Annotated in this window: 17 protein-coding genes and 1 riboswitch; of the genes, 5 read left to right on the forward strand and 12 right to left on the reverse strand. The window is 61.5% G+C overall.

Features of this window, described 5'->3' with window-relative positions; all coding sequences use genetic code 11:
* Positions 1-62 precede the first annotated feature (62 nt).
* Positions 63-1262 (forward strand): MFS transporter, encoded by a 1200-nt coding sequence (locus HX811_RS04860; protein WP_177039825.1) that lies wholly within the window; start codon positions 63-65, stop codon positions 1260-1262.
* A 440-nt stretch (positions 1263-1702) separates the two neighbouring features.
* Here the strand turns inward: HX811_RS04860 and HX811_RS04865 are convergent, their stop codons facing one another.
* Entirely contained in the window at positions 1703-2467 is a 765-nt protein-coding gene (locus tag HX811_RS04865) for a sulfite exporter TauE/SafE family protein (protein ID WP_177019862.1), read from the reverse strand.
* The gene (locus tag HX811_RS04870; RefSeq protein ID WP_008432591.1) at positions 2452-3114 is read right to left on the reverse strand and encodes an FMN-binding negative transcriptional regulator; all 663 of its coding nucleotides are present in this window, start codon (positions 3112-3114) and stop codon (positions 2452-2454) included. The genes HX811_RS04865 and HX811_RS04870 overlap by 16 nt, the downstream gene beginning before the upstream one ends.
* Between HX811_RS04870 and HX811_RS04875 the strand changes: the two genes are divergently transcribed.
* Positions 3113-4714, forward strand: a complete 1602-nt coding sequence (locus HX811_RS04875) for a PLP-dependent aminotransferase family protein (RefSeq protein WP_256344378.1) — start codon at positions 3113-3115, stop codon at positions 4712-4714. The genes HX811_RS04870 and HX811_RS04875 overlap by 2 nt on opposite strands.
* 250 nt (positions 4715-4964) lie before the next feature.
* Here HX811_RS04875 and HX811_RS04880 read toward each other — a convergent pair whose 3' ends face one another.
* Positions 4965-5696 (reverse strand): hypothetical protein, encoded by a 732-nt coding sequence (locus HX811_RS04880; protein WP_177045008.1) that lies wholly within the window; start codon positions 5694-5696, stop codon positions 4965-4967.
* A gap of 333 nt (positions 5697-6029) precedes the next feature.
* Here HX811_RS04880 and HX811_RS04885 point away from each other — a divergent pair, with 333 nt between their 5' ends.
* The gene (locus tag HX811_RS04885) at positions 6030-6791 is read left to right on the forward strand and encodes a BPL-N domain-containing protein (RefSeq protein WP_177045010.1); all 762 of its coding nucleotides are present in this window, start codon (positions 6030-6032) and stop codon (positions 6789-6791) included.
* A 163-nt stretch (positions 6792-6954) separates the two neighbouring features.
* Complete coding sequence (locus tag HX811_RS04890; RefSeq protein ID WP_177045012.1) at positions 6955-8007, forward strand: DUF1176 domain-containing protein; 1053 nt, start codon at positions 6955-6957, stop codon at positions 8005-8007.
* 74 nt (positions 8008-8081) lie between these two features.
* Here the strand turns inward: HX811_RS04890 and HX811_RS04895 are convergent, their stop codons facing one another.
* The 3 genes from HX811_RS04895 to HX811_RS04905 are packed head-to-tail and all read right to left on the reverse strand — an operon-like array spanning position 8082 to position 10639.
* Positions 8082-8738 carry a hypothetical protein gene (locus HX811_RS04895; protein WP_177045014.1) on the reverse strand — a complete coding sequence of 219 codons (657 nt, stop codon included), beginning with the start codon at positions 8736-8738 and terminating at the stop codon, positions 8082-8084.
* Complete coding sequence (locus HX811_RS04900; protein ID WP_256344379.1) at positions 8735-10207, reverse strand: M48 family metallopeptidase; 1473 nt, start codon at positions 10205-10207, stop codon at positions 8735-8737. The genes HX811_RS04895 and HX811_RS04900 overlap by 4 nt, the downstream gene beginning before the upstream one ends.
* Positions 10208-10210: 3 nt before the next feature.
* Positions 10211-10639: a hypothetical protein gene (locus HX811_RS04905; protein WP_003210496.1), complete on the reverse strand. Its 429-nt coding sequence runs from the start codon at positions 10637-10639 to the stop codon at positions 10211-10213.
* A 161-nt stretch (positions 10640-10800) separates the two neighbouring features.
* Here HX811_RS04905 and HX811_RS04910 point away from each other — a divergent pair, with 161 nt between their 5' ends.
* Positions 10801-11748 carry an AraC family transcriptional regulator gene (locus tag HX811_RS04910; protein WP_087694703.1) on the forward strand — a complete coding sequence of 316 codons (948 nt, stop codon included), beginning with the start codon at positions 10801-10803 and terminating at the stop codon, positions 11746-11748.
* A 37-nt stretch (positions 11749-11785) separates the two neighbouring features.
* Here HX811_RS04910 and uvrA read toward each other — a convergent pair whose 3' ends face one another.
* From uvrA to lexA, 6 genes are all read right to left on the reverse strand, one after another.
* Positions 11786-14314: an excinuclease ABC subunit UvrA gene (gene uvrA, locus HX811_RS04915; protein WP_177045017.1), complete on the reverse strand. Its 2529-nt coding sequence runs from the start codon at positions 14312-14314 to the stop codon at positions 11786-11788.
* 82 nt (positions 14315-14396) lie between these two features.
* Entirely contained in the window at positions 14397-16106 is a 1710-nt protein-coding gene (locus HX811_RS04920) for an ATP-binding protein (protein WP_177045018.1), read from the reverse strand.
* A gap of 113 nt (positions 16107-16219) precedes the next feature.
* Positions 16220-19309: an error-prone DNA polymerase gene (locus tag HX811_RS04925; RefSeq protein WP_371132360.1), complete on the reverse strand. Its 3090-nt coding sequence runs from the start codon at positions 19307-19309 to the stop codon at positions 16220-16222.
* Positions 19285-20700 (reverse strand): DNA polymerase Y family protein, encoded by a 1416-nt coding sequence (locus HX811_RS04930; RefSeq protein WP_177045022.1) that lies wholly within the window; start codon positions 20698-20700, stop codon positions 19285-19287. The genes HX811_RS04925 and HX811_RS04930 overlap by 25 nt, the downstream gene beginning before the upstream one ends.
* A gap of 7 nt (positions 20701-20707) precedes the next feature.
* A complete protein-coding gene (gene imuA / locus HX811_RS04935; RefSeq protein ID WP_003210484.1) occupies positions 20708-21319 on the reverse strand; it encodes a translesion DNA synthesis-associated protein ImuA in 612 nt (203 codons plus the stop codon).
* Positions 21319-21936, reverse strand: a complete 618-nt coding sequence (gene lexA / locus HX811_RS04940; RefSeq protein ID WP_003210482.1) for a transcriptional repressor LexA — start codon at positions 21934-21936, stop codon at positions 21319-21321. Before lexA ends, imuA begins: the two co-directional genes overlap by 1 nt.
* 101 nt (positions 21937-22037) lie before the next feature.
* A riboswitch (cobalamin riboswitch) is annotated at positions 22038-22247 on the forward strand.
* Positions 22248-22323 lie beyond the last annotated feature (76 nt).

Consider the following 22323-nt stretch of genomic DNA (forward strand, 5'->3'; position numbering starts at 1 on the left):
CCAATTATCAAATCACAGACACTTCATCACAATCAGGCCTCACCTGTTTTTCGAGCAAGCTCATGAACCGCGAAGAATCGATTCAACCCACCCCCCCGCCGTCCTCAGAACTACCTATCACTGGCTTACTGGCCCTGACCACCGCGAGTTTTATCGCCACTGCCAACGAGAGCGTACCCGCCGGCCTGTTGCCACACATCTCCGACACGTTTGAGGTTTCCCAGGCATGGGCGGGGCAATGGGTCACCGCGTGTGCCCTCGGTTCCGGGCTGGCGGCCGTTCCCTTGACCTTGGCCTTGCAAGGTTGGCCACGGCGCCTTGTGTTATTACTGACAGTGGGGGTGTTCTGTTTGTGCAACGCGGTAACTGCCTTGTCGCCGTATTTTGCCCTCACCCTGGTCGCGCGCCTGATCGTCGGGGTCGCCACTGGTGTGGCGTGGAGCCTGTTGGCCGGTTATGCGCGACGCATGGTCGCCGCGCCCTTGCAAGGCCGCGCGATGGCAGTGGCTATGCTGGGTATCCCCGTCGCCTTGGCGCTGGGCGTACCACTGAGTGCATGGCTGGGTGAGCAGATCGGTTGGCGCAATGTGTTCGGGCTGCTAGCGGCGTTGAGCCTGGCGCTGATGGTTTGGATTCGGCTGAATGTCCCTGACTTTGCCGGGCAACGGGCTGGCCAGCGCTTGTCCCTGGGCCATGTTTTGTCCAGGCCAGGCGTGCGACCGGTGCTGACGGTAGTTATGCTGTGGATCATGGCTCATTACATGCTCTACACCTATATTGCGGCATTCCTGGCATCGGTCGGGTTGGATGGACAGGTCGAGCAGGCATTGCTTGCGTTCGGCATTGCGGCTCTCGTGGGTATCTGGCTCACTGGGCTATTGATTGACCGCTGGCTGCGGCGGTTGGTGCTGTTGAGCCTGGCCGGGTTTGCGCTGGTATCGCTTGCATTGGCGTTGGGTGGCTTGCCTGCCATAGCGGTTTATGTGGCGATGGCTGCCTGGGGCCTGAGTTACAGCGGTGCACCGACCCTGCTACAGACAGCTTTGGCGAATGCTGCTGCCGACGGTGCCGATGTGGCTCAGTCGATGCTGGTGACCGTGCTGAACCTCGCGTTTGCGGGCAGTGCCGTAGTGGGCGGTGTACTGCTTGAGACGACAGGCGTGGGATCGATCCCCTGGGCAACCTTGGGATTGGTGCTGCTGGCCTGGTTGGTTGTTAAGGTGGGTGGCCAAGCTGGGTTCAGGAGCTTGTCCAAGCCCTGACCGGTTTTACTGCCGCTTAGTCCGAATTCGGCTCAGCCAAAATGCAGGCAAGCCAGTTCACACAAATGCTGTGTGATGCCTTCCTCGGAGTGTTCCGGAGCTGCAATCAACAGCATCTCCGAGGCACTCGATGAGGCTCAAGCGACGGCACGCAATGCCGGTGATATTACGCCGCCGCTCAATCTCAACTTCGTCACTCTAAGCAGCTCGATTAAATTGTTCGGAGCGCCGTCTGAGTATCTGCGTCCAGTTCAGATGCTCGGTTACTACCCTGACGAAGTCCTCAAGCGCTAATTTTAGCTCGATGAAGCACGCCTAGCCGAGCAGAGCAGAGCATCCTAGTGTCACAGGCCATTTGAACGGCCTCTGACTGCTAACATTCCGTTGGCAGCCAGTCGGATAATGGCCGTAACGTTGGGCCTCATAGTGGTGAGGCATTTTCAGACGATATAGCCACTTATGCCGTCCCACAGAAGTTTCACCGCCGTGACTACGAGCAGGCAGTAGCAGGCAAGGTACATCTGGCGTTGATCCAGCTTGGTGTGCAGTCGCCAGCCCAGCCAGACACCACTTGGAACTGCTAACAGGCAGATGACCATCAGGCTTAGCACGTTACCGGTGGGCCTGGCTAGCAGCAGCCAAGGCACTGCCTTGAGCAGATTGCCTACGGTAAAGAACATGCTGGTGGTGCCGGCATAGGTTTTCTTGCTTAGACCGAGCGGCAACAGGTATATCGCTAATGGTGGCCCACCAGAATGCGCGACCATAGTCGTGATCCCAGAGGTGACGCCTGCGGACACCGCCTTGAGCGATGAGCGCTGGCTGACCCTGATTTCCCCACCGGTTTTGAACCAGAGGCCGACAAAAATCAGGGTAACCGCCGCCATCACTAACGCGACTGCGCGGTGATCCATGACGCGAAAGAGTAGATAGCCGACACCGATGCCGACAATCAGACCTGGTAACAACAGCACCAAGTCGGGTTTAGACCAAGTGGATGGCTTCCAGTAACGCAGGCCGAACAGGTCCATCGCGATAAACAACGGCGCTAGCAGTCCGCCGGCTGTGAGCGGATCCATCACCAGCGACAGCAGCGGAATGCCGACAATGGAGAAGCCTCCACCGAAAGCACCTTTCATAAAGCAGATCAAAAAAACTCCGGCGAAGGTCACCAGAATCGTGGTGGTGGTCAACTCAAGGTCCACGGTGCTGCCCCCTGATCCGGCTGCTCAAGGTTGGCCAGCATTATCGAAGAAAGCTCAACGTGCCCGCGCTCGCGCAAGTGCGCGATCGCAGACAAGCGATCAGCGTGCGACTTGTTTTGATTGAGCTTGCGCTTGCATTCAACGCACTGCATTTCGATCTCGATACCGACAACTCTCGACACCATCTCGTCCAGATATTCACGCGGCGCATCGCCCATCTTCCAGGGCTTGATCTCCTTGGACTCCTGGTGGCGAGTCAGTTGGGCCAGGGTGCGGCGCAGGAGCTTTTCTTCCGACATCACGCGCATGACGCCATGCACATGCACCACCTCGTAGTTCCATGTGGGAACCTGGCGATGCGTTTCGTGCTTGGACGCATACCAGTTGGGCGAAATGTAGCCTTCTGCCCCCCTGAAGATCACCATGACAGGCGTGCCGCCGGCGCAACGTTGCCACACAGGATTGGCGCGGGCCACATGAGCGGTCAGCAACCCGTATGTTCCGTGGCCGGTATCGAGTTCAAAGGGAATGTGGTCCGCATCCATGCCGGATTCACCCTCAGTCACGAGGATGCCCAGCGGATTGTCGCGGATAATTCGGTGCAACTGTTCCGGGCGGTGCTCTGCGAAGTGTTCGGGAATGTACATGGGATTTCACTACGGATTGTTGGGAGTCCATAATGTCGAACACGACCTGCATCATCGAAAGTGCCAGTTTCGAGGTTTTTCCATGGGCCAGTTTTCAGCCAATCCGGATGTATTTTCCCGCGGCGCGCAACGTCGGATCTATGCCAGGCTGCGCGCGCAGATAGAAGACGGCACGCTTGCCGCCGGCACGAGGCTCATGTCGACGCGGGCAATCGCGGCCGAACTCGGCGTGTCGCGAACCACGGTAACGGCGGCTTACGAGCAACTGGCGGCCGAAGGCTTTGTCCTGACATCAGTGGGCAAGGCCGCCACGGTAGCGAGCATAATCAGCACTCAATCCGGGCATGCCCAAGGGGACTCGACGCAGCAAAAGGAACTGCCGCCAGTGCTTTCCCTTTACGGACAACGAGTGGCCATCATGAAGCCGTACAACATGGCGTCACCCCAAGCCCGCATCGATTTCAGGTACGGCTCGGTCGCTACCAGGGATTTTCCGGCGCTGGGTTGGCAGCGCGCCTACCGTTCCGAACTAGTCAAGCGTCAACCGAGCCTCGCTTACGGCCACCCCGAAGGGGAAGAGCGCTTGCGCAATGCGCTGCAAGGTTATCTGCGACGCGCACGCGGTCTGGCGTGCGATGCGGATCAAATACTCGTCGTGCATGGCTCGCAGCAAGGACTTGACCTGTGCGCCCGGCTTTTGCTGAACCCGCAAGATGCATTCGTCTTCGAAGAGCCTGGCTACCGCATGGCCAGATATTGCTTTGAGGCCACGGGCGCGACGGCGTTGCCCATACCCGTCGATGCCTCTGGACTGGATACCAGTGCTCTGCCGGAAGGTGATCGCGTGCGCCTGGCCTTTGTCACTCCGTCGCACCAGTTTCCCATGGGGGCGGTGCTTCCTGTCGCACGTCGCCTCGAACTGCTGAGTTGGGCGAGGCGGCATCGTGCGTGGATCATTGAGGACGATTACGGCGGCGAGTTTCGCTATGGCCAGCGGCCCATCGACGCACTGCAATCCATGGACGCAGATGCTCGCGTCATTTATGTCGGAACGTTCTCCAAGGCACTCTCACCGCAACTCAGGTTGGGTTATCTGGTTCTTCCACGCGAGTTGGTTCACGTTTTCCGTGAAGCAAAACGGCTGACCGATCGACACTCACCGCGCTGGGAGCAAAACGTGCTCGCCTCATTGATCGAAAGTGGAACCTATGAGCGTCACGTTCGCCGCCTGCGGCGGGAAAATGAACTGCGGCGAAGGGCATTACTGGAGGCTTTTGAACAGCATCTGGCGGAATATGGGCAACTGGCCGGCATGGCGGCGGGCTTACACGGCGTATTAACGCTACCCGCGCTTCGCGCTCAGGATGAGCCGACGTTGCAGGCGATAGCGCTCGAACGCGGGGTTGGCGTATATCCGCTTTCGCCGCTGTTTGCCGAACCCACGTCGGTAGAATACGAGCGACCGGCAGGGCTCATTTTGGGCTATGCCGGCCTGACAACGCAGCAGATTCATGAAGGGATCGGCATTCTTGGCACGGTGGTTCGGGAGGTTGAAGAGCTTGGGGCTCGGTCCGGATCAGTGGATGACTATGTCATCTAATATGCGGCTCGAACACGAGCAAATTTACAAGGTAGAGATAAGGCGAATAAGAAAAAGTGGTCGGCTTGAGTGACTGCTAAAGGTGGAAAATGGTTCTGGACGGAGGGACCGCTATTGGCCGATTGCAGCCCATCATGACGGGTAGCTTCTTGAAAACTGGCCCCCATTATCGGCCCCAATTTTTCGATGCTGATAATTGGCTACTTTTCCCCGGAAAACCTCCTGGCTTGGGTCGAAGTCGTCGATACAACTACCACCGCCTCCACCACGCTTTCTGAGCAACCACCTCAGGCTTCAGCGAGGCGATCTTAGAGCCTGCAATCTTTACCGGTGCGACGTCCAGACCATCGAAGCTACCTAGACCCAGAGGGGGGCTTTCTGTTTGTAGAAAGCGAGTGGTTTCTGCCGAAGCCACCGCATGCAGTAACGATGAGGGCGTTATATTCCGACTCAAGACGTGAATGCCGCTCTCTGGGTCATGCAGACCACTTGCGTCGGTGCCTGCAACCCCATCTATCAGAAGCGGCTGGATCATGACCGTCCCAAGCTCGTAGGTGATATCCAGATCACCGCAAACGCAACGCAGTCTTTGCAGTTCACCATTCGACGATACACACACAAAATCCAGCCCGTCGTCATCCGTGCAAAAGCTGCAAACGTGTAATTGAAGGCTTTTACTCAGCGCTAAATTCACATTCAGGAAAGCTCTCTTGAAGTAGTCGGCTAGCTGAGCATCCCTAAGCACTTTGTATATCCGCGATAGCGCTGCCAATTCTTGAGGGAGCTCAAGCGGTACATCCTTGATGGGTGGCATAGACGTAAAGGGCCATTTCCGTTCTTCGCCAGCCTTGAACGTGTCTAAGTAGAACGACGTGGCGTTTTCATCCTGGTGCAATGACCAACCAATGCTCACCGGCAACGTAGAAAGTGGTTCTAACTCCGGCTTCACATTCATCGCGTGAGCAACGACAAGGTACCCCATTGTTTAGATCCTTCAGGTACAGGGCTGAATCGCTCCAAGCATAGTCGATACTTGAGTGTGTGCTATTGGCCGATAGCATTCGCGCATGGCCGAGAGCTGACTCAAACGGCCTGAAAAATTCCGGGGACTGAAAATGGAAGAAACGCTCTCTTCGATATTTATGCACTAAAGGAAAACCCATAAATTTCAATGGGAAAACCGTCGTTGCGATCATCAATCCCGATTTTTCCTAGCCGTTTTACAAATGTTAACTCCTTCAAGTGGCTATTGGCTTTAGGCTTCGAATCACAAAGTCCGATCGGACCCAATCAGCTTTAAGACGACTCTACAACCATGAATCTGCACGCCATCGCCGCGACACTTTTTGCATTTTTCACGCTGCTTCCTTACTCGGTACACGCCGCAACCCCCATCGCCCATGTCGCTATCTACCGAGGCCCGGCGGGCTGTGAGGGATGTTCAGAGAATGTCAAAACAGCCCTGCTGCGCGTCCGCCCGAATGCACAGATTGACTTTGTAGGTGCCGATGAATCGATCGACATCACGCCGCAAAGCCTCGCTCGTTATGACCTCTACGTTCAACCTGGTGGCGGTCAGGACATCCCTGCGGCGCTTGATAGTTTGGGGGATGCGCGGGTGCAAGCCATTCGTGACTTTGTCGCCCAGGGTGGGCGCTACCTGGGGCTTTGTATGGGTGCTTATCTGGCCGACGACAGCAACTTTGGCCTGATACCCTACGACCTTGATTCAGAGGCGGGCAGGCCTGGGTTTGAGGTCGCGGGCATTGCAGACGCGGCGGTGCAGGTTGTGTGGGATGGGAAAACCGATAGCGTCTTTTATCAGGATGGGCCTTACTTCCCCAAGCCTGACGCGACCTCGCCTTCTTCAACCATTGCGACCTACCGGAATGGTGATGTGGCGGCAGCGCGTTACACCTATGAAAACGGGGTAGTGGTGCTGAGCGGCCCGCACCCAGAGGCGGATCGGGAGTGGTTCGAGAAGGCGAATATTCCCTTGAGCAAGATGCCGCGGGGTGAGCTTTTTGGGGCGTTGGTGCGCAGCATTGAGGGGCGCAACGGCGCAAAGTCACCCTGATTTGCAGCGCGCTGGACTGGCGACATCCCACGTTCAGGCGCTGGCTGGAACACCGTACCGATTGTTCCAGCCGGGGTTTCTGTTGTGCCTGACGGCCATGCAATAGGTATTGGCAAAGAACCCTGCCCTAATAGCGTTTTTCCAGTCTACAGGCACCTGTTTGATGACCCGACTCCCCCTCATATTCCTGATGGCTGCTGCAGTTACCAGTGCGAACGCCGCCGACAATGTCCCTTTGGAGCGTTCGATCAAGGACTGGATTGTCGGCTGTGATAACACGCGTGCCTGCACGGCTATCGGTGCCGTCCCGGAGCGTGACGATATCGGTATCTCAACGTTCAGCCTGCGGGTAACCCGTGAAGCCGGCCCACATGGAGACTTGCGGGTAGGCGTGTTCAGCTACACCGCCCCCCATGGTCAGCCAACACTCGATGGCAAGCCGCTGAAAAATCGATTCGAGCCTGGCGAACTCAAAAAAGGTGAGGTATCTGAGGTGTTTGCTCTGACCGGAACGAATGCCGACGCCTTGATTGCAGAGTTGCGCAACGGGCGGGAGTTGATTTTACCCATTGAGGGCGGTACCTCCGTCGCCTCGCTAAACGGGATGAGCGCGGCGCTTTTGCTGATCGACTCGGTCCAGGGGCGCGTTGGTACACAGGACGCACTGATTTCCAAGGGGCAGGCGCCCGCCAGCAGCGTGCCGCAAGCACCGGCCGCACCGCCGGCACCGAGTTGGCAGGCACCCGTTGCGCTAACCCCGGACAGGGCAAAAGAAGTCGCGGATGCCGTGGTGGCGGCCACGCGCAAGGAGTGGCAAGCGGATCTGAATGAAGGCGTTGCGCCAAAGGCTAACGCCTATGCCTTGAGTGCAGATCAAGCGCTGGTGATCATCGAAACCGGCTGTGGGGCATACAACTGTTTCTACAATATCTACCAGGCGCCCCTGGACCACCCTGAGCAGGCGCGCCCAGCACGGGTCGCCGAAGTGCCAAATCTGCCGGAAAGAGAGCCCAACGGCCTGGTCGATTTTGATCCGGCCACGGGTGAGCTGAGCAGCCAGGCAATGGCGATGGGCATGGGGGGTTGTGGCACTGCGCTGCGCTGGCGCTACGACGGTAACGGTTTCACGCTGACCCATGCGGCTGAAATGAACACCTGCATGGGGCTGGAGCAGGTTCATTGGCCTGTGCTGTGGCGTACCGAGGCAAGTCGCTGAAACTGTCGAATACATCAATGTGTGTGGCGAGGCGCGAGCGCCCTCGCCACAAACGGGTGTAGCCCCCTACCCCTTCAGGAAGCCTTCAACGCCCGCAACTCACCCTCTACACGCGCCGCGTTGCAGTAGGTGTCCAGCATTTCCAGCACTTGTTCGCCGGTGAGGACGTTACCGTTCAGTTGCAGGCCGAACAGCGTCAGGCATATCTGAGGCTCCCGGGAGCGCTTGATCTTGACGTGGGGCATCAGGGGGCCCGCAGCGTTTTTGCAGGCGGGCAATGGCGCACCCTCGCGCAATGTCAGCGTGATCCATAGCTTGATGCGGCCCTCTTTGATGTGGATATCGCCGATATCCAGCAGATCGATTTCTGCATCAAGGTTGCGAAACCACAAGTGGCTATGGGTCAGGCGCATCAGGATTTCTTCGCCGGCCCGACGGTGCAGCCACACCCCGCTGAGCAAGACCAGCGCCACGATTGCAAAAATGCCTCCCATCAACGCGTTTTTGCCATCCCATGCACTCCCGCCCGCCATCACGAAAGCGAACACTGAAAAGAGCAACAGGGTGCGGCGCACCTTGCGTGGGTAGGCCAGTTCGGTGACTGCGGGAACCTCGGCCAACCACTCCTCGCGTTCCTGGATGGCCGCCTGCAACTGATCGCCAGTGTGCTGATTAAAATCCTCAGTGAGGGATTGGGCCAGGCTGGCCAGTGGATCATCAGGGTGGTTCATACCGGTACTCCATTCTTGTTGGCATCTTCAGCCGACTGCGGATCATGAGTGAGTTGACTGAACCACTGCCGGTCGTGCGCGGTGGGCGTCCGTGTTGCCTGGGCCAGCAACTGGTCGTCGAGAACCACACCCAGTTGCTGCAGGCGCACGGCAGTGGGGGGATGGGTATCGAACGGATGAGCGATCGCGTGATCCATCACCGCCTCGTTCAAGATCACCGGAGCCTGGCGAAGGTGGTCCGCTAACGCCTGGATCAAGTTGCTGTGGGTACGCTGCCCAAGCAGTTTGTTGACTTCGGCATCAAGGGCGATGACGCGCAGCAGCGCCTGGCAAAACAGCCGCTCGCCGGCAATTTGCGCCCCGACCTTATCCGCCACCAATTCCTGCGCACGACTCCAATGGTGCACGGCTATCTGGAAGTGGTGCAGAAAGCGCCACGTCATCCAGATCGCCGGGCGTTCGATCCAGGACGGCATGTCATCCACCGCACTGATGTTCAGGAAATGCATGTACATCAAGCTGAACCGTGCCCCGGCTTCACTGCCGCGCTCGGTGTCGCGGCTGCTGAAGTGGCCAAGCTCATGGCCGATAATCGAGGCGGCTTCTTCCTGGCTCAGGGTCGACAGGAAAGTCAGCGGCAGGTACATCGTGCGGCCCGTCAACAGTTGCCCCGAGGGTTGCAGGGCCACCTGGACACTGGTGACGAAAAACGATTGGTCGACCCCAATCACGATGTGGTCCGGCACGGGCGCGCGGGTGACGGCTGCCAGTTTTTCTATCCACTCCCATAAGGCCGGGGCGCTGGCCCGGCTGATTGAACGCCCCAGAAACCCGGATTGCGGCGTTTCCATATCCTGCCATTGCCGACGCAGGCGCCCAATCAACAGCACGCCCAGGTACAGCATCACCAGCAAGGGCACCACCACTAGCAGTATCACCATGCCGCTGTTCTGGCGGTTGCTCCAGCCCCAGCTGACTTCATACAGCAGGGCCATCGCCAGCGCCCCCACTATCAACCCGGTGTAGACCACCAGCCACTGCCCCAGCGCACGCCAGCTCAGGACCAGTCGATCATAAAGAAAGTCCCGCGAACGCAACGCGCGCCAGGCATCCAGGCGCAGTTTTACCCAGGTCGCGCAGCCCGCCAGCACGGCCGCGACCGCCAGCCAGTAACCGAGAAACGCCAAGACCTGGCGCATGTGCACCGAGCCCTCGTCGGCATCGGCCCGAGCGACCTCACGCTGCAGGTGACCACGCAGGCTGTCGTCCGGGAGTACCGGCGTTTTGCGCCATTGTTGCGGCAGTTGCTGCCTCAATTCATCGCTCGGGCTGGCGAGCCATTGGCGCATCACCTGCGCTTCTTCCAGGGTACTGTCGGCACGCCAGCTCTGAAGGCTGCTCCAGCCCATCAGTACCAGCGGCAGCAGCAACATCGCCAGGCCCCACGACCATCGTCTCAACAGGCTCATGGCTCAGTTCGCCTGGAGATAGTCAGTGAGAAATGCTTGCGCATTGCCCTGACTCGCCAACGCCTCGTTATAGGCGACGGCCAGCGCTTTTGCTTCGCCTGGCAAGTACAGCTCTCCCCAGCCGTTTTGCAGAATCAGTACGACGAACTTCTGACCGTCTACCGTGGTGTAATAGCGCGTGTCCTTGCTGGTCTTCTCGACAGACATCTTTTGGATTTTCAGGTTCCAGTCGTGGTCAGCCCCTTCCACTTGCACCAGTGCCTGATTTTCGTCACGGGCCCCGATACGCAGTGTCCAGACTTTCACCCCGGCCTCACCCGAATACGCAGCGACCTTATCTGCGACTTCCGGGCGATCTTGAGCGAAGGTATTGCCCGTCATGACGGCCAGTACCATGCTTAGCACGGCAGCCCATTTGCGATAAATCAGCATACTCAGGTTCCTTGAATTTCACGGCCGACCATTGAAAGTCACCCTCGGCGATCTGCCAACCGTGCAGGCCGTTGCGCACAACAATGAGACTGCGGTTCACAACGACGAGTGACGGGGTACAATGGAGCGAACACATAAGGACATGACTCAACCCCTTCTCGATGAAACGCCAGAATCCTTATCTCGACACACACTTCTGCTTCGATCACCCGGGTCCCCTGGACCAGGCCGGCGTATTCGACGACAGCGCTCGTCAGGTTATCGGTTCTGCCATCGGCCACTACCGCGCACGGACCGTTCGGCCAGACCTGCAGTATTTCGACTGTGACTTGCAGTTCCCCGAGCCGCTGAAGATCCACAAGGTATTGCCCGACAGTGTGTGCATCGTGCAGGTGCTCGGCGGCCAGTGGCAGCATCGGGTCGACGGTGTGCTCAATGAATACACCACGGGCGCAGTCCATGTGCTGGGCCTGAGTGAGAGCATGGAAACCGTCGATCAACTGCCCGCCGGCAGTCATGCGCGCATGGCCGGGCTACGCATCGCAGGCGATTATTTGCGCGAGCTGGCCGAAGAAGACTCGGCGCTCCAGCCGTTACTCAGCCTGCTCAATGACGGCGTTCAGTTTTCGGGACTGCACGGCTGCCCGGCACTGGGGCGTTTGCTGGAGCGGATTTATCACTCACCGTACCAAGGCGCCTTGGAGCGCCTTAATCAGGAAAGCCTGAGCCTGGCAGCGCTGGTGGAGCTGGCGGCCCATCTCGCCCCTCAACCTGCCAGGCCAATACCTGCGGTACGCGGTCATTCAGACCTGGCCCATGAAGCGCGGTTTCAACTGGATGCCAACCTGATCGACCCTCCCGGCACTCAAGCGCTGGCCCGTAGCCTGGGTGTGGGGGAAACCACGCTGCGCCGGGCGTTCAGTCAAATCTACGGCCAGTCGATGCTGGATTATGTGCGCCAGCAACGCATGGAGCTTGCGCGCAATCTGCTTCGTCAGCGCAAGTGGCAGGTGGCGCAGATCGCCTACCGCCTGGGCTATGCCAATCCCGCTAACTTCAACCATGCCTACAAGGCCTACTTTGGTCACCCGCCAGGTGCCGAACGCTAGAGAGCAAAGCCATGAATAAACCCCTTCCGGCCATTAGCTATCCCAACTCCCGCCCCAAAAACGGCGCAGTCCGGCTCCCCTTACTCTTCGCCACCTTCTGCGGCGTCCCGCTCACCACCACCTTCCCGCCTCTGTCCCCAGCCCCCGGCCCAATATCAATCACCCAATCACTCTGCGCCACCACGCGCATTTCATGCTCTACCACAATCACCGTGTGCCCCGCCTCCACCAGATGATTCAACTGGCTCAACAACCGATCCACATCCCGTGGATGCAGCCCGGTCGTCGGTTCATCCAGCACATACAACGTCGCGCCCCGGGCATTGCGTTGCAGCTCGGTCGCCAGCTTGATGCGCTGCGCCTCCCCGCCTGACAACTCGGTCGCCGGCTGGCCAAGGCGCAAATAACCCAAGCCAATATCCCGCAGCACTTGCAGCGAGCGCAGCACACCCGGCTCTTCGGCAAATACCTCTACCGCCTGTTCAACCGTCAGCCCCAGCACCTGGGCGATGGTCAGCCCTTCCCACTTGATTGCTAACGTTTCCGGGTTGTACCGCGCCCCGTGGCACGTCGGGCATGGCGCGTACACGCTGGGCATGAACAGCAATTCAACGCTGACAAACCCCTCGCCTTCGCAGTTCGGGCAGCGGCCTTTGGCGACGTTGAAAGAGAATTGCCCGGCGTCGAAATGGCGCTTTTTCGCCGCGGGTGTGGCGGCGAACAGTTTGCGTACGTTGTCGAACAGGCCGGTGTAGGTCGCGAGGTTGGAGCGCGGTGTGCGGCCGATGGGTTTCTGGTCCACCTGCACCAGGCGGCGGATGTGTTCCAGCCCGCCACTGATACGCCCGCCGCTGGTTTGCGGGGCGTCGTCTTCGAGGCTGGGTTCGTCTTCGGTTTCCACCACGCGGCCCAGGCCTGCGCCTACCAGTTCCAATAGCGCCTGGCTGACGAGGCTGGATTTACCCGAGCCGGAAATGCCGGTGACGGCGGTGAAGCAGCCCAGGGGAAAGTCCACGCTGAGGTCGTTGAGGTTGTTGCGCGTGACGCCTTCCAGGCTCAGCCAGCCGGTGGGTTGGCGCGGTGGTTGGCTGACCGGGCGTTTTTCGGCGAACAGGTATTCGCGGGTTTGCGAGGCTTCGACCTGCGCCAGGCCGGCGGGTGGGCCGCTGTACAGGACCTGGCCGCCGTGTTCACCGGCAGCCGGGCCGACGTCGATCAGCCAGTCGGCCCGGCGCATGGTTTCCAGGTCGTGTTCCACCACGAACAGTGAGTTGCCGGCGGCCTTCAGGCGGTCGAGGGCGGCGAACAGGGCTTCGCCGTCAGCGGGGTGCAGGCCGGCGGAGGGTTCGTCGAGTACGTAGATCACGCCGAACAACTGCGAACCCAGTTGGGTGGCCAGGCGCAGGCGTTGCAGTTCGCCGGAGGACAGGGTCGGTGTGCTGCGCTCAAGGGCCAGGTAGCCCAGGCCGAGGTCGGTCAGGGTGCTGACGCGTTCGAGCAGGTCCTGGGCGATGCGTTGGGCGGCCAGGCGTTTTTCCACGGAGAGCTTTTTATCGCCCTGCCCTTCAGCCACCGGGCGCAGCAGTTCGGCGAGTTGCAGCAGGGACATTTGCGATAGCTCGCCAATGTCCACGCCGGCAAATTTCACCGACAGCGCGGCCTTGTTCAGGCGTTTGCCTTCACACAGCGGGCACGGGCTGCCTTGCATGAACTGCGACACGCGCTTTTTCATCAGGGCGCTTTGGGAGTGGGTGAAGGTGTGCAGGATGTAGCGCCGGGCGCCGGTGAAGGTGCCCTGGTAGCTGGGCTCGAGTTTGCGTTTGAGGGCGTCGCGGGTCTGGGCCGGTGTGAAGCCGGCGTACACCGGTACGGTGGGGGTTTCTTCGGTGAAGAGGATCCAGTCGCGCTGCTTTTTCGGCAGGTCGCGCCACGGGATGTCGACGTCGTAGCCCAGGGTGACGAGGATGTCGCGCTGGTTCTGGCCTTGCCACGCCAGTGGCCAGGACGCTACGGCGCGCTGGCGGATGGTGAGGGAGGGATCGGGCACCATCAGGGCTTCGGTCACTTCGTACACGCGGCCCAGGCCGTGGCATTGCGGGCAGGCGCCCTGGGGCAGGTTGGGGGAAAAGTCTTCGGCGTACAGCATCGGTTGCCCCGCCGGGTAACTGCCGGCGCGGGAGTAGAGCATGCGGATCAGGCTGGACAAGGTGGTGACGCTGCCCACTGATGAACGTGTGCTGGGTGTACCGCGCTGTTGTTGCAGGGCCACGGCGGGCGGCAGGCCTTCGATGGAGTCGACGTCCGGTACGCCGACCTGGTCGATCAGGCGGCGGGCGTAGGGCGCCACGGATTCGAAGTAGCGCCGCTGGGCTTCGGCGTAGACGGTGGAGAATGCCAGCGAGGACTTGCCGGAGCCTGACACGCCGGTGAACACCACCAGGGCATCGCGGGGGATATCCACGTCGACGTTGCGCAGGTTGTGTTCCCGGGCACCTCGTACCCGCACGAAGCCAGGGCGTTGGGTGGTGAGTGAGGTGTCTGGTGGCAGGTTGCGCTGGGAAGTCATGGGTAACCTTATCGGTGTGTTCAAGGCAGTGAAGATCAACTGTGGGAGCCGGGCTTGGTGTTGCTGGCTGGATCTTCATTCGTCACATCATTCGGGAGGTCAGTACCGAGCGCACCCGTTGCGCCAAGTCATCCGGGCCATAGGGTTTGCTCAGCAGGTGAATGTCGTTGCCCAGCAGGTGGTTGCTGGAAAGAATGTCGCGGGTATGCCCGGAGGTAAACAGCACCGCTATCGCCGGCACTTGCCTGCGCGCCCACTCGGCGAGGTCGGTGCTTTTGACCCGGCCCGGCATCACCACGTCGGTGAAGATCAGGTCCGGTTGCAGGCCGGCCTGGAGCATCAGCATGGCCCGGTCGCCGTCTTCGGCGGTGAGCACGGTGTAGCCGGATTGTTCGAGCAATTCCACCGCGGCCGCGCGTACGCCTTCGTTGTCCTCAACCACCAGGATCGTCTCATGGCCGCCGCTGCGTTGTGTGAGCTCGACGGGCGTATCGGGGTTTTCCGGCTCTCCCAAGTTGCGCGGGAAATACATCTGCACCACGGTGCCGCTGCCCTCCACGCTCTCGACCTCAACATGCCCGCCACTTTGGCGCACGAACCCGAACACCATGCTCAGGCCCAGGCCGGTACCGTGGCCATTGGGCTTGGTGGTGAAAAACGGTTCGAAGGCACGGGCCAGGATCGTTGGTGACATGCCGGCGCCGCTGTCGGCGACGGCCAGGCGCACGTATTCACCGGGGTTGATGCTTTTACCGGCGCAATCCGGAGGGTTGAGAATAATATTTTCGCCGGTGATCCGAATCACGCCCTCGCCTTTCATGGCATCCCGGGCGTTGATCGCCAGGTTGAGCAGTGCGTTTTCCAGTTGGTTGCGGTCGACGTTAATGCACCATGGATCCTGGGGCAGTTGCACATCAATGTGGATGGTTTCTCCCAGCGCCCGCTGCAGCAACTCGCCCAGGCCTTCATAGATGCGCAGCGGGTTGTACACCGCCGGTGACAATGGCTGGCGACGGGCGAAGGCCAGCAGTTGCGAGGTCAGTTTGGCCCCACGTTCCACTGCCGCGATGGCGGCGCTGACGCGGCGCTGCACCTGGGGGTTGTCCGGCTCATGCCGGGCCAGCAGGTGCAGGTTGCCGGCGACCACTTGCAGCAGGTTGTTGAAGTCGTGGGCCACGCCGCCGGTCAGGCCGCCGATGGCTTCCAGCTTCTGTGATTGACGCAACTGTTCTTCGGCGGCGGAACGGGCCTGCACTTCCGCGGCCACGCGCTGCTCCAGGTTGTGGGTGAGTTCCTGGCGCAGGCGCTCGGAGATCATATGTTCGGTGGTCTCCACTACAATCGCCAGGACCCCGGCCGGTCGTTGGTCGTCACCGGCCACGGGGCTGTAATACAGGTCCATCCACACTTGTTCCGGGCGGCCGTCGCGCAACAGTTCCAGTGGCAGGTTGCGGTAGGACAAGGTGCCGCCGGCCAGGCAGGTGTCGACCACATTGCGGTTGAAGTCGGCGACTTCCGGCCAGCCCAGTTCCACTGGCGTACCCAGCAGATAAGGGTGGCGCCCGCCGGCAAACACCGAATAGCTGTCGTTGTAGATCATGTAACCGGCGTGCCCCCACAGCATCACCATGGGCATGGGCGATGCCAGCATCATCTGCACGGCGCTGGTCAGGCTGGAGGGCCAGGCATTCATCGGGCCGAGGTCAGTGGTGGACCAATCGAAAGCACGAATCCTCTGGGCCATTTCCCCAGCCCAACCCTCACAGCCGTGGGTATTGGATAAAAACTGCATCGGTCGGCTCTGCAAAAGATAAAAGGTGGGCGGCGATGAAAACTTTGAGCCCGGCAGCGGCGGTTGGTTTCATCGCATATTGCTTATGCCGGCAGGAAGGAGCAAGGGCCGGCTCAGCGAAAGTCCCGGCTGCGCACACTGATGCCCGACAGCAACGGGGTCAGGTCGGTCAAGCGCCCGGCGATCAGGTGCCGAACCTCGCCCACCGCCTCCCAGCGGCCATCCACCTTGAGCAACCGCGAGCCCACCAGCGCCTGGCGTTGGCGCTCGGCCAAATCGCGCCAGACCACCACATTGATATTGCCGAACTCATCTTCCAGGGTGACAAAGGTAACGCCGCTGGCCGTGCCCGGGCGTTGTCGACCGGTGACAAGGCCGGCGACGCTGACGTTGCGGCCATGCTCAACCTGCAGCAATTCCCTGGAACTGCGGCAACGCCGCGCGCGCAGTTCATCGCGCAACAGCGCCAACGGGTGTGGGCCCAGGGTGGTGCCGACGCTGGCGTAGTCGGCATATAAATCTTCGCCGACTGTCGGTTGCGGCAGCTCCACCACCGCCTCTTCCGGGCTGGCGATACCGGCAAACAGGCCCAGTTGTTTCTGCACCCCGGCCACCTCCCAACGCGCCCGGTGCCGATGCCCGGCCAGGCCGCGCAAGGCACCGGCATCCGCCAGCAGTTCCTGGGCGCGAGTGTCCAATTGGGCACGCTCGCCCAAGTCGGCAATATCAAAGAACGCCCGGGCCTGGCGCGCCATTTCGATACGCCGGCCATCCTCTTCGCGAAACCCGGAGATCATGCGCAAGCCCATGCGAATCGCCGGTTGCTGGCCTTCGATCGGCTCAAGGCTGCAATCCCAGTCACTGGCCTGCACATCCACCGGGCGGATCTGCAAATGATGGCGACGGGCGTCCTGCAGGATCTGGTCGGGGCTGTAGAAACCCATGGGCCAACTGTTGATCAGGGCGCAGGCAAACGCTGCCGGTTCATGGCATTTGAGCCAGCAACTGGCATAGGTCAGCAAGGCGAAACTGGCGGCGTGGGACTCGGGAAAACCATAGCTGCCAAAGCCCTTAATCTGCTCGAAGATCTGCGCGGCGAAGGCTTCGCTGTAGCCGTTTTTCAGCATGCCGGTGCGCAGGCGTTGCTGATGGGGTTCGAGGCCGCCGTGGCGTTTCCAGGCGGCCATGGAACGGCGCAGTTGGTCGGCTTCACCGGGTGTGTAATCGGCGGCGACCATGGCGATCTGCATGACCTGTTCCTGGAACAGCGGGATGCCCAGGGTGCGCTCCAGTACGGACTTGAGTTCCGGCGACGGGTAGGTGGTTTCTTCCTCCTTGTTCCGCCGCCGCAGGTACGGATGCACCATGCCACCCTGGATGGGCCCCGGCCGCACGATGGCGACCTCAATGACCAGGTCGTAGAATTTTTCCGGTCGCAGGCGGGGCAACATCGACATCTGCGCCCGCGACTCAATCTGGAACACGCCGATAGTGTCAGCCTTGCTGATCATCGCGTAGGTTGCCGCGTCTTCCTTGGGCACCGAAGCCAGGCTCAGGTCCCGGTTGCGATGGCGGCGCAGCAGGTCGAAGCAGCGGCGAATCGCACTGAGCATGCCCAGCGCGAGGATGTCCACCTTGAGCAGGCCCACGGCGTCGAGGTCGTCCTTGTCCCACTGGATGATGGTGCGCTCGGCCATGGCGGCATTTTCCACCGGCACCAGGGTGTCCAGCGGGTGTTCGGAAATCACGAAGCCGCCGGGGTGCTGGGACAGGTGCCGGGGGAAGCCGATCAGTTGTTGGGTCAAGGTCAGCACTCGGCGCAGCACCGGGCTGTCGGGGTCGAACCCCCCTTCGCGCAGGCGTTCCAGGGGCGGTGCTTCGTCGCTCCAGCGCCCACAACAGTCGGCCAGGGCGTTGACCTGATCCGGCGGCAACCCGAGGGCCTTGGCCACGTCGCGCACCGCGCCGGCGCCGTGGTAGCTGCTGACCACCGCCGTCAACGCGGCGCGGGTGCGGCCGTAGCGTTGGAACACGTATTGCAGCACTTCTTCGCGGCGTTCGTGCTCGAAGTCCACGTCGATGTCCGGCGGCTCGTTGCGTTCGCGGGACAGGAAGCGCTCGAACAACATGTTCATCAGGCTCGGGTCGATCTCGGTGATGCCCAGGGCAAAACACACCGCCGAGTTGGCCGCCGAGCCGCGGCCCTGGCACAGGATCGAACGGCTGCGGGCGAAGCGCACAATGTCGTGTACGGTGAGGAAGTAGCTTTCGTAGCCGAGGTCGCTGATCAGTTCCAGTTCGTTATTGATCTGCTGGAGGGTCTTGGCGTCGACCCCTTTCGGCCAACGCTGGGCGATGCCTTGCTCGGTCAAGGTGCGTAACCAGGATTTTGCATCCTGGCCTTCAGGTACCAACTCCCTGGGGTATTGATAGCGCAATTGGCCGAGGTCAAAGGTGCAACGCCGGGCAATGTTCAGGGACTCTTCCAGCAAGTGCGCCGGGTACAGCGCGGCCAATGCATCGAGGCTGCGCAAGTGTCGTTCACCATTGGGATGCAGGCGCGCGCCGGCTTCGGCCACCGGGACGTGGTGACGGATTGCGGTCATGGTGTCTTGCAACGCACGGCGACCGCGCACATGCATATGCACATCGCCGCAGGCCACCGCCGGCAGGTGCAGGCTGGCGGCCAGGTTCAGACGCTGCTCAAGGTGACGGGCATCGTTCTGGCCGCAATGCAGTTCCACCGCCAGCCACAGGCGATCGGTGAAGGTGCTGCACAGCCATTGGATATGGGCCTGGGTGTCGGTGTCTTCGACCATCCATAACGCGAGCAAGCCGTGTACCGCGGTGAAGTCTTCCTGCAGCAACCGGTAGTGACCTTTTTCCGCACGGCGACGGGCGATGGTGATCAGCCGGCACAGGTGTTGATAGCCTTCCAGGTTCTCCACCAGCAGCACCAGCTTGGGGCCGTTTTCCAGGCGCATCTCGCTGCCGATAATCAGCGGCAACCCGACTTCCTTGGCTGCCTGCCAGGCACGGACGATGCCCGACAAGGTGCATTCATCGGTGATCGCCAGCGCCTCGTAACCCTGCTGCCTGGCCCGTTCAAACAGCTCGCGGGCACTGGAGGCGCCCCGCTGGAAACTGAAGTTGGACAGGCAGTGCAGCTCCGCGTACTTCATGCAAACCAGCCTTGCAGCCACAGCGTGCCGCTTTCGCCCACGGTGCGGTAAGCCCAGCCCTGCTGGCCGGCGCGGGTGCGCACCAGGTAGTAATCACGGCGCACATCGGCGCCATCCCACCAGCCGGACTCGATGCGTTCCGGGCCCATCAGGATGTGTAGGCCTTGCTCGGCCAGAGGCGTCGGTTCATGCAGCAACCAGCCCGGACGCTGCACGTTATTTGAGGGGGTGCACGGGCGAGTGTCAGCACCGGCTTGCCAGGCGCATTCGGGGCGGTGGTCGGCGTGAAACCGCAGGCCTTGCACCGCTTCATCCCCCAGCCGCGCCCGCAGGCGTTCGCGCAGTTGTTCCCACGGCAGGGTTTGTTGCGGGCGCTCGTCGAACAGGTCCTGGCGCTGGGGCACAAACACCGGCAGGTCCTCGGCCACCAGGCGAAAGCCACGCACCGGCGAGGTGACTTGCACCTGCTCCAGGCGCCCCCGGGCCAGTTCGAACAGCATCGCTGCGTCACGCTCGGCGCTGAGCAGGCCGACCTTGATCACGCTGTCGGGCTCGGCCGCGTGCTCCAGGTGCAGGTCAAAACGCTGCACGCCACTGTCGCGGCCACACAGGAACGCCGACAGGTCGCCAGTCAAACGGCGCAAGGGAAACAGCAAGGCCTGGTGGGACAACACATCAAAATTCAGCTCGATGCGCACATCAAACCGGTCCGGCGGCTGGTAGAACGCCAGCGCCAGGGGCCGTTGGCCGCACAGTGCATCGAGGTGCTTGAGCAGCGCAGCGTCGAAGCGCCGGGCCAGGGTATGCCGAGGCAACGTCTGCACTTGGGCCAGGGTGCGCAAGCCCATGCGCGACAATGCGGTGGCGGCTTGCGGGTCGAGGCCGGCGCGGTCGATGGGGATCGGTGCCAGGGCGTGTTGCAGGTATTGCTCATCGGCCACGGCCAGGCCGTCGTAGACATTCGCCAATATCCGCGCTGCCGCCGGGTTCGGCGCGGCGACGATGCGATGACGAAACCCCAGTTCGGTCAGCTCCTTGCGCAAGCGTGCTTCGAGCAACGGCCACGGCCCGAACAGGCCCAGGCTCGACTCGATCTCGAACAGCAACGCCCGTGGGTAGAACACGCTGACCTGGGAGCTGAAACGGTAGGCCCAGGCGGCGAGAAACTGCTGCCAGTATTCGATCTGCGCCGGGTCGTATTCGGCGCAGGCGAACGCCTTGGTCAAGGCATGAGCCGCCGTCAGCGACTGGCCGGGACGAAGGCCGAGTTTGCGCGCGGCGTCATTGACGGTTTGCAGCACCCGCCGCTGCGGCGTGCCGGCCAGCAGGGCCAACGGCTGGTCCGGTTCGGGGCGCGAACGCAGCACCCCGTCCAGCGCCAATTGCGGGAACACAATACACACCCAGCGCATGCCAACCTCAGTGCCCAAGCGCAATGGGCGCGGGATGGGCCAGGCCACCCCGGCACTTGAGCACCCGCACCTGCGCCGGGCTGGTCTCCACCGCCAGGCGCAAGGCGGCTGGTGACGGGTTGATGGCCTCGCTCAAGGAGCGCCAGGCGAAGGCCAGGGTCTGGCCGGTTTCCGCCGCCACCTGCAAGCGGCGCAAGGCGCGGTCATCGGCCTTGCGCGGCCAGCACAGCACCGCGCCACAACTGCCGGAACGCAGGCATTGCTCCACTGCCCACAAGGCATCGCGTTCATCGGCCTGGATCACTGACAGCTGGCGCACATCCACCCCGGCGTTTTGCCAGGCGTGGGGGTACGGCGTGTAGGGCGGCGCCACCAGCACGATGCGCTCACCGGCCGCCGCCAACCGTGCCAGGGTCGGCCACACCAGCTGCAACTCGCCCACGCCTTCCTTGGCCATGAGGATTTCGCTCAACGCCGCTTCCGGCCAGCCACCGCTGGGCAGCACCGCATCCAGGGCCGCAAGCCCGGTGGGATGGACGCTGGCCGGCGGCGCGGCGGGCCGGCCTTTCCAGACCCGGCCGCCATTGAACAGCGAGTCCAGTGCAACGACGGCGCCCATCAGCCTTGCCTCACCAGGCCGCAGAACACCCCTTCGATGGCCAGGTCCTGATCGGGCCGCACCACGATGGGTTGATAGGCGGGGTTGCGCGGCAGCAGGCGCACACGCTCGCCCACGTGTTCGAAACGTTTGATGGTGACTTCACCGTCCAGGCGTGCCACCACGATCTGCCCGTTCAAGGCCTCGGCACTGCGGCGTACGCCCACCAGGTCGCCATCGAGGATGCCGTCTTCGATCATCGAGTCGCCCTGCACCCGCAGCAGGTAATCCGGGGTTTTCGCGAACATGCCCGGGTCGAGCAATAGACGGTTGTGCACTTCGGCATCGGCGCCAATGGGCAAACCGGCGGCCACCCGGCCGAGCACCGGAATATCCAGCAGCTCCGGCCGCGCCGGTTGATTGAGCAGGCGAATGCCGCGCGCCTGGTTGGGGTTGACCTCGATAAAGCCGCCCTCGGTCAGCGCCAGCACATGCTTGCGCGCCACGCTGCGGGAGGCAAAGCCGAACGCCTCGGCGATCTCGGCGAGGCTGGGGGACTGGCCTTGCTGCGCGATACGGTCGCGGATAAAGGTCAGGATGGCGGTACGGCGGGGCGTTAGATTCTTCATGGAGTACATTTGTACTCCTGTGGGAATTTTCTGGCAATATCCGTCAGTCGCTTCCCATGCAGCCACCGGAAAAGTACCCGCCAAGTTGACGAACGGTCTTTCGAATGTTCAGATGCCGGCCTGTTTCAGGTGCCTCATGCCGCCGTGCATGGGGTGAAACGGGAAACCGGTGCCGCTCTTTTTCCGAGCCAGTCCGGTGCTGCCCCCGCAACGGTAGACGCGTGACCCCTTCGACACACCACTGTGGCCTGCGCGCCATGGGAAGGTGAAGGTGTCCATACGCGTGAGCCCGGAGACCGGCCTGGAATTCTGTTTGGCAAAATCCTGCGGTGGGCGGGCATGGGCCGGTATTGGCGTGTGCTCGGTGCCTACTCGTGCGTGCTTTTCGCGAAAGAT

The sequence above is a fragment of the Pseudomonas sp. F8002 genome (assembly GCF_013385495.1).
In the GTDB taxonomy this organism is placed as follows: Bacteria; Pseudomonadota; Gammaproteobacteria; order Pseudomonadales; family Pseudomonadaceae; genus Aquipseudomonas.